This window comes from Azospira restricta (assembly GCF_016858125.1).
Taxonomy (GTDB): domain Bacteria; phylum Pseudomonadota; class Gammaproteobacteria; order Burkholderiales; family Rhodocyclaceae; genus Proximibacter; species Proximibacter restrictus.
Genome location: NZ_CP064781.1, coordinates 571872 through 586422 on the forward strand (window position 1 = coordinate 571872; position 14551 = coordinate 586422).

General features: G+C 67.6%; 13 protein-coding genes. 10 read left to right on the plus strand and 3 right to left on the minus strand.

Features of this window, described 5'->3' with window-relative positions; all coding sequences use genetic code 11:
- Positions 1-57: 57 nt before the first annotated feature.
- Together IWH25_RS02720 and fusA are read right to left on the minus strand one after the other, a co-directional pair.
- A complete protein-coding gene (locus IWH25_RS02720; RefSeq protein ID WP_203387827.1) occupies positions 58-1740 on the minus strand; it encodes a putative bifunctional diguanylate cyclase/phosphodiesterase in 1683 nt (560 codons plus the stop codon).
- 153 nt (positions 1741-1893) lie between these two features.
- Complete coding sequence (fusA, locus tag IWH25_RS02725; RefSeq protein WP_203387828.1) at positions 1894-3942, minus strand: elongation factor G; 2049 nt, start codon at positions 3940-3942, stop codon at positions 1894-1896.
- A 205-nt stretch (positions 3943-4147) separates the two neighbouring features.
- Here fusA and IWH25_RS02730 point away from each other — a divergent pair, with 205 nt between their 5' ends.
- On the plus strand, positions 4148-4744 hold the full coding sequence (locus tag IWH25_RS02730) for a riboflavin synthase (protein WP_203387829.1): 597 nt from the start codon (positions 4148-4150) through the stop codon (positions 4742-4744).
- 76 nt (positions 4745-4820) lie between these two features.
- Here IWH25_RS02730 and IWH25_RS02735 read toward each other — a convergent pair whose 3' ends face one another.
- Positions 4821-6425 (minus strand): methyl-accepting chemotaxis protein, encoded by a 1605-nt coding sequence (locus tag IWH25_RS02735; protein WP_203387830.1) that lies wholly within the window; start codon positions 6423-6425, stop codon positions 4821-4823.
- A 257-nt stretch (positions 6426-6682) separates the two neighbouring features.
- On the opposite strand from IWH25_RS02735, the gene IWH25_RS02740 reads away from it, so the two are divergent.
- The 9 genes from IWH25_RS02740 (at position 6683) to pncC (ending at position 14537) form a co-directional block, all read left to right on the plus strand.
- On the plus strand, positions 6683-7030 hold the full coding sequence (locus IWH25_RS02740; protein WP_203387831.1) for a c-type cytochrome: 348 nt from the start codon (positions 6683-6685) through the stop codon (positions 7028-7030).
- Between the two features lie 79 nt (positions 7031-7109).
- The gene (locus IWH25_RS02745; RefSeq protein ID WP_338022710.1) at positions 7110-8081 is read left to right on the plus strand and encodes a DmsE family decaheme c-type cytochrome; all 972 of its coding nucleotides are present in this window, start codon (positions 7110-7112) and stop codon (positions 8079-8081) included.
- Between the two features lie 14 nt (positions 8082-8095).
- Positions 8096-10222, plus strand: coding sequence for an MtrB/PioB family decaheme-associated outer membrane protein (locus IWH25_RS02750; RefSeq protein WP_203387832.1), 2127 nt, complete (start codon positions 8096-8098; stop codon positions 10220-10222).
- 271 nt (positions 10223-10493) lie between these two features.
- Positions 10494-11600, plus strand: coding sequence for a bifunctional 3,4-dihydroxy-2-butanone-4-phosphate synthase/GTP cyclohydrolase II (gene ribBA / locus IWH25_RS02755; RefSeq protein ID WP_203389134.1), 1107 nt, complete (start codon positions 10494-10496; stop codon positions 11598-11600).
- A 1-nt stretch (position 11601) separates the two neighbouring features.
- Positions 11602-12075: a 6,7-dimethyl-8-ribityllumazine synthase gene (gene ribH / locus IWH25_RS02760; RefSeq protein ID WP_203387833.1), complete on the plus strand. Its 474-nt coding sequence runs from the start codon at positions 11602-11604 to the stop codon at positions 12073-12075.
- A gap of 2 nt (positions 12076-12077) precedes the next feature.
- Complete coding sequence (nusB, locus tag IWH25_RS02765) at positions 12078-12581, plus strand: transcription antitermination factor NusB (protein WP_203387834.1); 504 nt, start codon at positions 12078-12080, stop codon at positions 12579-12581.
- 12 nt (positions 12582-12593) lie between these two features.
- Positions 12594-13556 carry a thiamine-phosphate kinase gene (gene thiL / locus IWH25_RS02770; protein ID WP_203387835.1) on the plus strand — a complete coding sequence of 321 codons (963 nt, stop codon included), beginning with the start codon at positions 12594-12596 and terminating at the stop codon, positions 13554-13556.
- Positions 13549-14040: a phosphatidylglycerophosphatase A family protein gene (locus tag IWH25_RS02775; RefSeq protein WP_238998979.1), complete on the plus strand. Its 492-nt coding sequence runs from the start codon at positions 13549-13551 to the stop codon at positions 14038-14040. The genes thiL and IWH25_RS02775 overlap by 8 nt, the downstream gene beginning before the upstream one ends.
- Entirely contained in the window at positions 14040-14537 is a 498-nt protein-coding gene (gene pncC / locus IWH25_RS02780) for a nicotinamide-nucleotide amidase (protein WP_203387837.1), read from the plus strand. The genes IWH25_RS02775 and pncC overlap by 1 nt, the downstream gene beginning before the upstream one ends.
- Positions 14538-14551 lie beyond the last annotated feature (14 nt).

The window sequence follows — 14551 nt, forward strand, 5'->3', positions numbered from 1 at the left end:
GAACGTACCATGCCGCATGGCCGCCGCCAAATATGCCGAAAGTCATAGGCGCGACGGCTACAGGCCGGTGATGATCAGCATCTCCGCCTCGTGCGCGGCGACCGGGCGCGAATAGAGGAAGCCCTGGCTGAACTCGACTCCCATGGCGGCCAGGATCTCCGCCTGCACCGCCTGCTCGACGCCCTCGCAGACGATGTCCAGCCCGAGCTGGTGTGCGAGGTGCACGATGGTCTCGACGAAATGCCGGTCGGTCGGGTTCGCATGCAGGTTGGTGACGAAGGAGCGGTCCACCTTGAGCGTGTCGATCGGCAAGCGGTGCAGGTAGCTGAGCGACGAGTAGCCGGTGCCGAAGTCGTCGAGCAGCAGACGGATGCCCATCTCGCGCAGGCGGCCGAGCACCTCGATCGCCCGCCCCTCGTTGCCCATCATCGCGCTCTCGGTGATCTCCAGCTTGAGCAGCGTCGGCGGCAGCCCGCTCGCGGCGAGCGCGGCGGCGATGTCGTCGAGCAGCTCGGGATGCGCCAGCTGGCGCGCCGAGAGGTTGACGCTGACCGACAGCGGCGGCCGCCCGGCGAAGCGCTGCTGCCAGGCGCGCGCCTGCCGGCACGCCTCCTGCAGCATCCAGCGGCCGAGCGGGACGATCAGTCCGGTCTCCTCGGCGACCGGGATGAACTCGACCGGCGAGATCAGCCCCTTGCTCGGGTGGCGCCAGCGCGCCAGCGCCTCGAAGCCCGCCAGGCGGCGGTCGGCGAGCGCGACGATCGGCTGGAAGTAGGCCTCGAACTCGCCGCGCTCGACGGCGTGACGGAGGTCGAGCTCGAGCTCGAGCCGATGCACCGCCTGGTCGTGCAGCTGCTGCTCGAACAGCACGTAGCTGCCGCCACCGTGCGCCTTCGCCTGCACCATCGACAGGTTGGCGTCGCGCAGCACATCGTCGGGCGTGCGCTGCGTGTCGCCGCAGAAGACAATGCCGAAGGAGACGGTGACGAAGACCTCGTAGCCGTCGAGATGGAAGGGCATCACCAGTTTCTGCTGGATGCGGTTGACGACCAGCAGCGTCGCGCTGACGTCGCGGATGTCCTCGAGCAGGATGCCGAATTCGTCGCCAGCCAGCCGTGCGACCATGTCGGTCGGCCGCACGGCGTCGCGCAGCGCGCCGGCGACGCTCATCAGCAGCAGGTCGCCCATGCGGTGACCGAGGCTGTGGTTGACCACCTTGAAGCGGTCGATGCCGCAGTGGAGCACGGCGAACATCAGCTCCTTGCGCCGCTCGCGTCGGCGCAGCGTGTGCTCGAGGCGGTCGAGGAAGAGGCGGCGGTTGGGCAGGCCGGTCAGGCCGTCGACGAAGCCGTCGGGGATGTGCGCGTCCTCGCTGTTCAGGTGCACCGCGGTCTCGTGCGCCGAGGCGTAGTAGAGGCGCCGCTCGGGATCGAAGCTGAGGTTCCAGACGACGCCGAGGCAGGAGCCGTCGCGCCGGCGGCAGCGCGCCGGGAAGCGCAGCGTCGGGTTGTCGGGACCGAGCGCCGCGATCCGTTCGCGGCCGGCCGGCTGGTCGTCGGCGTGCAGCAGGTCGAGGAAGTTCTCCGGCGGCGCCGCGCCGTCGCCGTAGCCGAGCGTCGCCAGCCAGGCGTCGCTGATCAGGTGCAGGCGCAGGTCCTCGCCGAAGACCAGCAGGAAGGTATCCGGCAGCTTGAAGAAGAAACTTTCGAACGGAGTGTCGCCGCGCCGGACCCGGTACATGCCTTGGACCTTACTGGTCGTGGTTGTCGTTCCCGACGGCGCGCCGGCGGGGGCCGGCGCGAAGCCTGGCGGCCTCCCTGTGTCCGGCGATATACCGGAATCATACCACCGGCGTTGCCGGCGACGAAGGAAGGCGGCGCGCCGCCGCAGCGCTCACTCGTCCTCGTCGTGCGCCTGGTACTGCGCGGTCAGCTGCTGCTGCACGTTCGGCGGCACCTGCGCATAGTGGCTGAAGGCCAGGCTGTAGCTGCCCTGGCCGCCGGTCAGCGACTTCAGCCGCGACTGGTAGTCATTGAGCTCGGCGAGCGGCACCTGGCCGCTGATCGCCGTCATGCCGCCGCGCTGGCCGGTGCCGGTGACGTGGCCGCGCTTGCCGGAGAGGTCGCCGGTAAGGTCGCCGATCGCCGCCTCCGGCGCCAGGATCTCGATGTCGACGATCGGCTCGAGGACGATCGGCCGCGCATTCTTCACGACCTCCATCGTCGCCTTGCGGCCGGCGGTGTAGAACGCGATTTCCTTGCCGTCGACCGAATGCGTCTTGCCGTCGAACACGGTGACGCGCACGTCCTCGACCGGGAAGCCGGCGATGACGCCATCGGTCAGCGCCTGGCGCACGCCCTTCTCGACCGCCGGCATGAAGGTGCCGGGTATCGCGCCGCCCTTGACGATGTCGACGAACTCGAAGCCGGCGCCGCGCGCGAGCGGCTCGATCTTCAGCGCGACCTCGCCGAACTGGCCGGCGCCGCCGCTCTGCTTCTTGTGCCGGTAGGTGGTTTCGGCGCTGCCGGTGATCGTCTCGCGGTAGGGGATGCGCGGCGGCTTGGTGTCGAGCTCGAGCTTGTACTGCTGCAGCATCTTGGCGAGCTTGGCCTTCAGGTGCCGGTCGCCGAGGCCGCGGATCACCGTCTCGTTGGTCGTCGGGTGGCGCTCGACCTGGAAGCTCGGGTCCTCCATCGCCAGCTTGCCGAGGATGTCGAAGAGGCGCTGCTCGTCACCCTTCTTCTTCGTCTCGACGGCGAGGCCGGCCATCGGCAGCGGGAACTCGAGCGCCTTCAGGTGGATGTGGTCCTCGTCGTGAGAGTCGTGCAGCACGCTGTCGAATTCGATCTCCTCGACCTTGGCGACGGCGCCGATCTCGCCCGGCAACAGCTCGTTCACCTCGATGGTTTCGGCCCCCTGCAGCCGGTACAGGTGCGCCACCTTGAACGGCTTCTTGCCGTCGCCGACGAACAGCTGCTGGTCCTTTTTCACTGTGCCCTGATGCACGCGGAAGACACCGATCTTGCCCATGTAGGGGTCGATGACGACCTTGAAGACGTGCGCCAGCACGTGCTTTGCCGGGTCGGGTTCGGCATGGAAGGCTTCCGCCGGGCCGCCGGCTTCGCCACGCCAGAACGGCGGCGGATTGCCTTCGGCCGGGTTCGGCGCGAGCTTCGCCAGCACATCGAGCAGCTCGCGCACGCCGGCGCCGGTCTTCGCCGAGACGAACAGGATCGGGATCAGGTGGCCGGCGCGCAGCGCCTTCTCGAACGGCGCGTGCAGCGCCTCGGGGCTGGGATCGGTGCCGTCCTCCAGGTACTGCGCGAGCAGCTCCTCGTCTTCCTCGACGATCTGGTCGATCAGTGCCCGGTGCGCTGCGGCGACCGACGCGAAATCGGCGTCGCCGGTGTCGTGGCCGAGCACCTCGACGACGTCGTTACGATCGTGCGCCGGCAGGTCGAGCAGCATGCATTCCTTGCCGAATCGCTCGCGGAGCTCGCCGACCAGCTTCGGCAGATCGAGGTTGTCGCAGTCGATCTTGTTGATCACGATCATCCGGCACAGGCCGCGCTCGCCGGCCCACTTCATCATGCGCTCGGTGCTGAGCTCGATGCCGGTCTGCGCATTGATCACCACCAGCGCGGTATCGACCGCGGCGAGCGCGCCGACCGCCTGGCCGGCGAAGTCGGGATAGCCCGGGGTATCGGCGAAATGGATGCGCACGCCCTGCCAGTCGAAGCTGCCGAGCGCGCTGGTGAGCGAGTGGCCGAACTCCTTCTCGAGCGGATCGGCGTCGCAGACGGTGCTGCCCTTGTCGACGCTGCCCTTGCCGGCGATGGCGCCGCTCGCCGCGAGCAGCGCCTCGGCGAGCGTCGTCTTGCCGGCGGCGCCGTGGCCGACGAGGGCGATGGAACGGATGTTTTCGGGTCTCAGGCTGGCCATGCTCTTCTCCCTGCGATGCAAACGATCGATCGGTTGCTCAGCCGCGACCGGCGCCGGCTTCCGGCCGCCGCGGCTGGCAGGCTGCGCCGACACCACGCGCAGCCCGGTGGAATTCCCTGAACCGATTCTACTCCCGCCCCCGCACCGGTGTGTGCGGGCGCGGCGTGCTAGAATTTTCGGACCTTCACCGAACGCCTTCCGCCCTATGTTCTCCGGTATCGTCGCGGCCGTCGGCCGCATCTCGCACCTCACCGCCCGCGAAGCCGGCGTCCGCCTGACCATCGAGGCCGGCGCCCTCGGCCTCGAAGACGTCGCGCTCGGCGACTCGATTGCCTGCAACGGCGTCTGCCTGACCGTCGTCGACAAGGACGCTGCGCACTTCCGCGTCGACGTCTCGCCGGAAACGCTGTCGTGCACGGTCGGCCTCGACGCGCCGGGCAAGATCAACCTGGAGAAGGCGTTGCGGCTGGCCGACCGCCTCGGCGGCCACCTCGTCTCCGGCCACGTCGACGGCGTCGGCGAGGTGCTGCGCTTCGACCCGGTCGGCGACAACCGCCTGCTCGAAATCCGCGCGCCGCAGGCACTGGCGCGCTACATCGCGAAGAAGGGCTCGATCACGGTGAACGGCATCAGCCTGACCACCAACGAGGTGAACGGCACCGACTTCACGATCAACCTGATTCCGCACACGCTGCAGAACACGACGCTGCACCTGCTGGCACCGGGCAGCCGGGTCAACCTCGAGGTGGACCTGATCGCGCGCTACTGCGAGCGGCTGCTGAGCGAAGGGGTCGCCCGCTAAGACACGGCCAGGGACGCCACCCAAAGAAAAACCGGGGCATGGCCCCGGTTTTTTCATGCCGACGCAACGGCCGCGCTCAGGACTTGAAGCGACTCATGTCGTTCTGCAGCGCCTGCGCCAGCGCCGCCATCTGCCGCGCACCGTCGGCCGCCTTCTGCAGCGCGCTGCGGCTTTCCTCCGCCAACGCGGCGATCGTCTCGACGTTGCCGGCAATCATCGTGCTCGTCTTGCTCTGCTCGTCGGTCGCGTCGTTGATCGCGACCATGCCGCGCGCCGCATCCTCGGCGGCCTGACGGGCCTCGGCGAGCACCTCGGCGACCTCGCTCATCGACGCGCGGCTGGACTGCAGCACCGCGAGGCCGGTATCGATCGCCTGCTGCACCGAGCCCGAGCTCGCCGCCAGCGCGGTGGTGATGCTGTCGATCTCGGCCGCCGAATCGCCCGACTTCTCGGCCAGCTTCCTGACCTCGTCGGCGACCACCGCAAAGCCGCGGCCGGCCTCGCCGGCCCGCGCCGCCTCGATCGCCGCATTCAGCGCCAGCAGGTTGGTCTGGTTGGCGATGTCCTTCACTTCCTGCGTGATGTTCGAGATCGACTGCGTACGCTCGAGGAACTCACGCACCTGCTCGGTGATCTGCGCTACCGCCGACTCGACCTCGTGCAGGCGGCCGGCGAGTTCCTGCAGGCTGCTGTTGCCATGCTCGGTCGCGGCACAACTGCGTTCGGACAGCGACTTCACTTCCTCGCTGTTCTTGGCGACGGCGGCGACGCTCGCCGCCATCTCGTCCACCGCCGAGGCCACCGTCGCCGTCTGGTCGCTCTGCCGCGCCGAGGTTTCGGCGAGGCGCGACGATTCGGCGGCCAGCGTGCCGGCCTGCGTCGCGACGCGCGTCGCCGAATCGCGGATCGACGCGATCAGCGGCTGCAGCTTGCCCATCATGCTGTTGAAGGCGCTCGCGGCCTGGCCGATCTCGTCGTCGCCAGTGACCGGCAGGCGGCGGGTCAGGTCGCCTTCGCCCTGCGCGATGTCCTGCAGGCTGGCGGTCATGCCGCGCATCGGCTTGGCCACCGACGTGCGCACGTAGAAAGTCATCACCAGGATGACCAGCACCGTCAGCACGACCGCGGCGGCGACGACCTTCAGCGTCGACGCGCGCACCTCCTGATTGACGCGATCGAGGCTGATTTCCATGCTCACCGCGCCCAGCGTGTCGTTCTCGTTGACCGAATGACACTCGAGGCAGTCCTTGCCGAGGTATTTCTTCACCGCCAGCGAGGGGATCACCATCTTCAGGTACTCGACGCCGTCGCGCTTGACCACGGCCGATACGGTGCTCTTCGTCTTCATCGACTGCTGCTCGAGCTCGTCGGCCTTCTCGGCGTTCGGATCGTCGCTCTCGCCCATCTCATCGGTCACCAGCGCGCCGCGGATCACGCGCAGGTGCTTGACGCCCAGGGATTCCTGCACCTGCTCGTAGTAGAGCTGGCGCTTCTCCATCGTCTTGGTCACCTTCATGAACAGCAGCTGCGCCATCGTCAGCTGGTTGACGCTGACCGCAAGGTCGTTCGACAGCTGCCGGGCGACGTACTGTTGTTCTTTTACCACCCAGGTGATCATCGCCGACCAGGCCAGCGCCAGCATGACCACGATGACCAGCACCAGGCGTGTTGCAACGGACAAGTTATTAAATTTTTTCATAGCTTTACGCTGGGGCAAGGACTAGTAGATTGTTTGAAAACCAGTGTAGCGTATCTCGGCGTGGCATGCGGTGTTGGCACGGATATCCACGGAAAGTTTGCGAAACGGGCCACCCGAATAATAACCTTAATTTTACTAAGGTCTTTACAGCCCTTTGCAACTTCGTTAAATTGCCGCCGGCGTAGCCTCGCCGCCAGCGGCTCCGGTCGAAGCGGGGCGCACAAGAACCGAAAAAGGTGATGAAGATGAAGAACGGGCGTATTGCAATCATTACTGCGGCCATGCTGGGCACGGTGTTTTCGGCAACGGCCTTCGCCGCCGCCGACGACGCGGCCGCGAAGAAATACATGAAGAAGCACGACTGCTTCAAGTGCCACGCGGAAGACAAGACCAAGAAGGGCCCCTCGTACAAGAAGATCGCCGACAAGTACAAGGACAAGGCCGACGCCGACGCGAAGATGTACGAGCACATGACGTCGAGCAAGAAGGTCAAGCTCGAGGACGGCACCGAGGAAGAGCACAAGGCCCTCGACAAGTCCGAGGACAAGGACATCAAGAACATCATCACCTGGATCCGCGAGCGCTGACCCGCTCGCCGAAGTAGTCGGGGGATGCCGCGTCGGACCGGCATCCGATAAACAGCAGCAACAGGGGAAGGGAAATCGCGTGAACAGACTGCGAGTCATTGTCGCAGCCGTCGGGCTTTGTGCCGGGCTGCTGATCGGGGGGGCGCCGGCCGTCGCGGCCGACGCCAAGGGCGGCGAGGCCAAGCCGCCGGCCAAGGATCTGGTGCTCAGGGGCGACGCCAAGTGCACCAGCTGCCACGACGAGGCCGATGCACCGGAACAGCTGGCGATCGGCAAGACCAAGCACGGTACCCGCGCCGACCAGCGCACGCCGAGCTGCACCAACTGCCACGGCGACAGCGTCAAGCACGAGAAGGAAGCCGGACGCGGCAGCGGCAAGGGCCCGGCGCCGGATGTCGCCTTCGGCAAGAAGTCGAAGAACACCGCGGAAGAACGCAACCAGCAGTGCCTCAACTGCCACCAGGGCGGCAAGCGCATCCACTGGCAGTCCGGCGTGCACGCCAACCGCGACGTCACCTGCGCCTCCTGCCACAAGATCCACGACGGCCACGACAAGGTACGCGGCAAGGACACGCAGACCGAGGTCTGCTTCACCTGCCACAAGGAGCAGCGCAACCAGGCCACGCGCCCGTCGCACCACCCGGTGATCGAAGGCAAGATGACCTGCTCCTCGTGCCACGACGTGCATAGCGACAACCCGAAGATGATGGTCCGCGGCTCGACCAACGACACCTGCTACACCTGCCACATGGAGAAGCGCGGGCCGTTCGTGCACAGCCACCAGCCGGTGACCGAGGACTGCGGCATCTGCCACAACCCGCACGGGACGACCGCCGCGAACCTGCTGAAATCTCGCCCGCCCTTCCTTTGTCAGTCGTGCCACGACGGCTCCGGCCACCACGGCCAGTCGGCGGCCTTGCCGGCGAACCGCGCCGCCATTGGTACCAGCACTCTCGGAACGGTTGCGCGCGGCTGCCTGAACTGCCACACGAACATCCATGGCAGCAACAGCACGCAAGACGCTACGGCCGGCACACGGTTCACGCGCTGATCGGGGGGAAAATCATGAACGAGAAAAACAAGGTGGGATTCCAGCACACGCTGCTGGCAACCGCGATGCTGTGCGCCTTCGGCGGCGCCCAGGCGGGCGACGAGGAAGTCGCCGCGCTGAGCAAGCCGGACAGCAGCATCTCCGTCGGCGTCGGCAACTGGTCCTCGGAGCGCGCGCAGCAGGGAACGTACGACGGCATGCGCGACAACGGCGCCTACGGGCTGGTCGACATTGACATTGCGCGCCGTAACGACGCCGACGGTACCTGGCTGAACGTCGTCGGCCGCAACCTCGGCCTCGACCCGCGGGATATCAGCATCGACTACAGCCGCCAGGGCGATATCGGGATCGGCTTCGATTACAGCCGGATCGTCCGCGAGAATCCGCTGGACTTCAATTCGGGCCTGCAAGGAAAGAGCGACGAAGTTCAGCGCCTGACGAACGTGACGCCCGGACGGGGAACCGACCTGAACCTCAAGATCAAGCGCGACGCGACCGGCGTGCGCTTCTTCAAGAACCTGATGCCGGGCCTGGACTTCAACGCCAGCTTCAAGAACGAGGAGAAGAACGGCGAGCGGAACTGGGGGGTGCGCACGACGACGACCAACGCCGCCTCCTTCATGACCGAGCCGATCGACAGCACCACCCGCCAACTCGATGCGCGCCTCGACTACGCGAAGGACAAGCTGCAGTTGAGCGCCGGCTATTATGGAAGCTGGTACACGAACCACAACGACCTGGTCACGCTGACCGCCTTCTCGAACGTCGGCGTCGCGAACACGACGTATCTATCCCTGCCGCTCGACAATCACGCGCATCAGGTCTACGTCGAGGGCGGCTACCAGTTCACGCCGACCACCCGCGGCACGTTCAAGGCATCCTACGGCCGCGCCGAACAGGACGATACGCTGCCGACCCGCAGAATCGCCGGGCTTTCGGCGGCAGTCTCTCCGTATTCGCTGGACGGCCGGATCGACACCACGCGCGCGCAGCTGGGGCTGACCTCGCGGCCGATCAAGGATCTGTCGCTGGTGGCCAACCTGCGCTACGACGACCTCGACGAAAAGACGCCGCAAGCCGTGATCACGGCGGGCGGGGTCAAGGTCACGCCGCAGGACTACCGCACCCTCGCCGGCAAGCTGGAGGGAACGTACCGCCTGCCCTATGGCTACAGCGTGACGGCCGGCGTGGACCACAAGGACCAGAAGCGCAGCATTCCGTTTGGCAGCCTCAGCAACGAGGGCTACGACGGACAGCGGGCGGTTCCGATGCGCAAGCGCGTCGAGGAGACGACCTACCGGCTCGAGGGCCGCAAGAGCATGTCCGAGACGATCAACGGCACCGTGTCGTACTCGCGCAGCGATCGCGACGGTTCGTCGTACAACGTCATCGACAACGTTTCCCCTCCTACTGCGGGGAACGTAGCATCTACAAACGCCCGCAACTTCGTCAATCCGATGCACATTTCCGACCGCGTCCGCGACAAGTGGCGGCTGGCGCTCGACTGGTCGCCGGCGGAAAAGTTCTCGACGCAGTTCGCGGTTGACGTCGCCAACGACGACTACTCGACCAAGGCGCGCCGTCCGTATGGCCTGATCGACGGCTCCGCGGTGATCTATACGATCGACGCCGACTACAAGCTGACGGACGAATGGTCGCTGACCGCGTGGTATTCGCACGACGACACCAAGGCGAAGTACCGCCTCGGCTCCGACCTGAACCTGGCAGCCGCCACCACCAAGACCGCCGACCTGCGCGAGCGCGGCGACAGCGTGGGTCTGGGGGTCCGCGGCGAGGTCACTTCGCGCTTCTCGATCGGCGCCGACTACCAGTGGTCGAAGACCAAGAGCGAGTATCCGCAGGAAACCGGCACCGGTGCGTTGGCAGCGACGGTGCCTCTCCCGGATATCAAGAACCGCTTGACCCGCCTGAGCCTGTTCGGGAAATACAAGCTCGACAAGGTCTCCGAAGTACGCTTCGACTACATCTTCGAGCGCTGGAAGACCGACGACTGGACCTGGCAGTTCTCGGACGGCTCACCCTTCGTCTATGGCGTGAATACCGACGGCACGCGCGTGACCTTCGACGATCACCAGACCTCGCACTTCGTCGGCGCCCGATATATCTATCGATTCCAGTAACCGACAGCGATGCAGGGGAGAAGGGCGGCGCAAGCCGCCCTTCTCCATTCCGGCGGCCGCTTTCCGTCGCCGCGCGCGCCAGGCTCGCTCCGCGGGCCGATTCACACCAGCCGGCCAACATGCGAAAATGCCGCCTTGTTCAGCCAACGGCGGCCGGCTTCCCTCCATTTTCCCGCGAAGCGGCCCGGCTACGGCGAGCCCCCGAACCCTCTCCGCGACCCGCGCCCGAACCACGCCGTCGCGTTCACCGGAGCACAGCATGGCACCCACCCTGGCGGGAATCTCCCCGATCGAGGACATCCTCGCCGAGATCAAGGCGGGGAAGATGGTCATCCTCGTCGACGAGGAAGACCGCGAAAACGAAGGCGACCTCGTCATGGCCGCCGAGCACGTCACGCCCGAAGCGATCAACTTCATGGCCAAGTGGGGCCGCGGGCTGATCTGCCTGACGCTCTCCGAGCAGCGCTGCCGGCAGCTCAACCTGCCGCTGATGGTGCGCGACAACAAGACGCCGCACGGCACCGCCTTCACCGTCTCGATCGAGGCCGCCGAGGGCGTCACCACCGGCATCTCGGCCGCCGACCGCGCGCGCACGGTGCAGGCGGCGGTGGCGAGGAACGCGACGCAGCACGACATCGTCCAGCCCGGCCACATCTTCCCGCTGATGGCGCAGAACGGCGGCGTGCTGGTGCGCGCCGGCCACACCGAGGCCGGCTGCGACCTCGCTGCGCTGACCGGGCACGAGCCGGCGGCGGTGATCTGCGAGATCATGAACGACGACGGCACGATGGCCCGGCTGCCCGAGCTGATCGCCTTCGGCCGCCAGCACGGCCTGAAGATCGGCACCATCGCCGACCTGATCCACTACCGCGCCAAGTCGGAAACGCTGGTCGAGCGCGTCGTTTCCAAGCCGGTCGCCACCGCGCACGGCGAGTTCATGCTGCACGCCTTCGCCGACCGCGTCGGCGGCACCACGCACCTGGCGTTGACCAAGGGCGAGATCCGCGCCGACGTCGAGACGCTGGTGCGCGTGCACGAGCCGCTGTCGGTGCTCGACTTCCTCGACCCCGGCAGCCGCCGCGTCGCGTTCACCCTCGACCAGGCGCAGGAGGCGCTGGCCAGGCACGGCCACGGCGTGATCGTGCTGCTGCACCGGCCGGAAACCGGCGCCGACCTGCTCGCGCGGCTGACCGCCGAGCCCGATGCCGGCCGCCCCACCGTCAAATGGGATCCGCGCATCTACGGCATCGGCGCGCAGATCCTCAAGAACCTCGGCGTCGGCCGCATGAAACTCTTGGCCAGCCCGCGCAAGATGCCGTCGATGACCGGCTTCGACCTCGAAGTCACCGGCTACGCCGCCTCTCCCTCGGAACTCTGACATGCCCCGCTACGACGACATCTACGAACTCGCCCAGAATCTCAACGGCGCCGGCCTCCGCGTCGGCGTGGTGATGGCCCGCTTCAACCTCGACATCTGCGAGGGGCTGCTCTCCTCGTGCACTGCCGAACTGAAGAAGCTCGGCGTCGCCCCGTCCGACATCACCATCGCCACCGTTCCCGGCGCGCTGGAAATCCCGCTGGTGCTGCAGACGATGGCGCAGAGCGGCACCTTCGACGCGCTGGTCGCGCTCGGCGCGGTGATCCGCGGCGAGACCTACCACTTCGAGGTGGTGTCCAACGATTCCTGCCGCGCGGTAATGGAGGTGCAGCTCGACACCGGCATCCCGGTCGCCAACGGCATCCTCACCTGCGAGAACGACGACCAGGCGCTCGCCCGCATGCAGCAGAAGGGCGCCGACTGCGCCCAGGCAGCGGTCGAGATGGCCAACCTGCTGCGCGCACTGACGGAGTGAACATGAGCGAAAACAACGAAAAAGGCGCCGCCAAGCACAAAGGCGCCAGCGGCAAGAGTGCCGGCACCAGCAAGTCGCCGCGCCGCCGCGCCCGCGAGTTCGCGCTGCAGGGCCTCTACCAGTGGCGCGTCGGCGGTGCCGACGAAGCGGCGATCGAAGCGCACCTGCAGGACGTCGCCGGCTTCGACAAGGCCGACCGCAACTTCTTCCTCGGCCTGCTGCGCGGCTCGCTGAAGCTGCAGGAGCCGTTGCGCGAGGCGCTGCAACCCTACCTCGACCGCAAGTTCGACGAGCTGTCGCCGATCGAGGCCTGCATCCTGATGGTCGGCGCCTACGAACTGCAGGCGCACCCGGAAACGCCCTACCGCGTGGTGATCAACGAGGCGATCGAGCTGGCCAAGTCCTACGGCGGCACCGACGGCCACAAGTACGTGAACGGCGTGCTCGACAAGCTGGCGGCGAAACTGCGCCCGGTCGAGGTCGAAGCCCGCCAGCGCGGCAAATAAGCAAGCGCCGACGTGCCCTCCGAGTTTGAGCTGATCGCACGCCATTTCACGCGCGCCACGCCGTCGGCGGTGCTCGGCCCGGGCGACGACTGCGCACTGGTCCGCCCTGCGCCGGGGATGGAGCTGGCGATCACCACCGACATGCTGGTCGAGGGCACGCACTTCCTGCCCGGCACCGACCCCGGCCAGCTCGGCTGGAAGACGCTGGCGGTCAACCTCTCCGATCTCGCCGCGATGGGCGCCGCGCCGCGCTGGGTGCTGCTCGCCGGCGCGCTGCCGGCGGCCGACGATGCCTGGATCGCCGCCTTTGCCGGCGGCTTCTTCAGCTGCGCCCAACGCTACGGCGCCGACGTGATCGGCGGCGACACGACGCGCGGCCCGCGCAACCTGTGCGTCACCGCGATCGGCGAGCTGCCGGCCGGCGCCGCGCTGCGCCGCGACGGTGCACAGGCCGACGACGACGTCTGGGTCTCCGGCCAGCCGGGCCTCGCCGCCCTCGGGCTGGCCCACCTGCAGGGCCGGACGACGCTGCCCGCGGCGCTGGTGCAACGCTGCGTCGCGGCGCTGCAGCGGCCGCTGCCGCGCATCGAGCTGGGACTGAAGCTGCGCGGCCTGGCGAGCGCCGCGATCGACGTCTCCGATGGTCTCGTCGCCGACCTCGGCCACATCCTCGAGCGCTCCGGCCTCGCCGCCGACCTGTACGAAGGCCAGTTCCCGCTGCTGCCGCCCGCTGCCGAGCCGAAGCTCGCCCGCGAATGCCAGCTCGCCGGCGGCGACGACTACGAACTGTGCTTCACGACGCCGCCCGCCGCCCGCCAGCGGGTGGTGATGCTCGCCGCCGAACTCGACCTGCCGCTGTGGCGCATCGGCCGTACCGTCGCCAGCGGCGAGCGACCGGTCGCCGATGTCCGCCTGCTCGACGCCGACGGCCAGCCGCTGCCCGTCACCCACAAGGGATTCGATCACTTTGCTTAAGAAATCGACGCCGCCGCCGCCGTCCTTCCTGTTCCGCCACCCGGCGCACCTGATCGCCTGCGGCTTCGGCAGCGGCCTCTCGCCATGGGCGCCGGGCACCATCGGCACGCTCTTCGCGCTCTTTTCGTACCCGCTGCTCCGGCCGTGGTTCGACGACCTCGGCTTCGCGCTGTTCCTCGTCACCTGCTACCTGTTCGGCATCGTCGCCTGCAACACCACCGGCAAGGCGCTGGGCGAGGCCGACCACGGCAGCATCGTCTGGGACGAGGTGGTGCCCTTCTGGTTCGTCCTCTTCCTGGCACCGGCAGGCTGGCTGTGGTGGATCGTCGCCTTCTTCCTGTTCCGCTTCTTCGACATCGTCAAGCCGCCGCCGGCGTGCAATTTCGACCGCATCAAGAACGGCTTCGGCGTCATGACCGACGACGTCTTCGCCGCCGCCTACACCGTGCTGTGCCTGGCGCTGCTGAAGTTCATCCTGACCTGATGGACGGAGAACTCGACCGCCTCGCCGCCGCCGTCGGTGCCCGCCTGCTGGAGCGCGGCGAAGTCCTCGCCACCGCCGAATCCTGCACCGGCGGCTGGGTGTCGCAGTGCGTGACGACCATCGCCGGCAGCTCGGCCTGGTTCGATCGCGGCTTCGTCACCTACTCGAACGAGGCCAAGGTCGACATGCTCGGGGTGAGCCGGAAGACGCTGGTCCGCCATGGCGCGGTCAGCGAACCGGCGGCGATCGAAATGGCCCAGGGCGCGCTGCGGCACAGCCGGGCGCAGTGGGCGCTCGCCATCTCCGGCGTCGCCGGTCCCAGCGGCGGCTCGCCGGAAAAGCCGGTCGGCACCGTGTGCTTCGCCTGGGCCGGACCGGACGATCTGACCGCCAGCGAGACCTGCCACTTCCCCGGCGACCGCGCAGCAGTGCGCCGCGCTTCGGTCGCGCATGCGCTGCGCGGCCTGCTGGCACGCTTCGCGCCGATGCGTGCCTGAAGCGCTCGACAAGC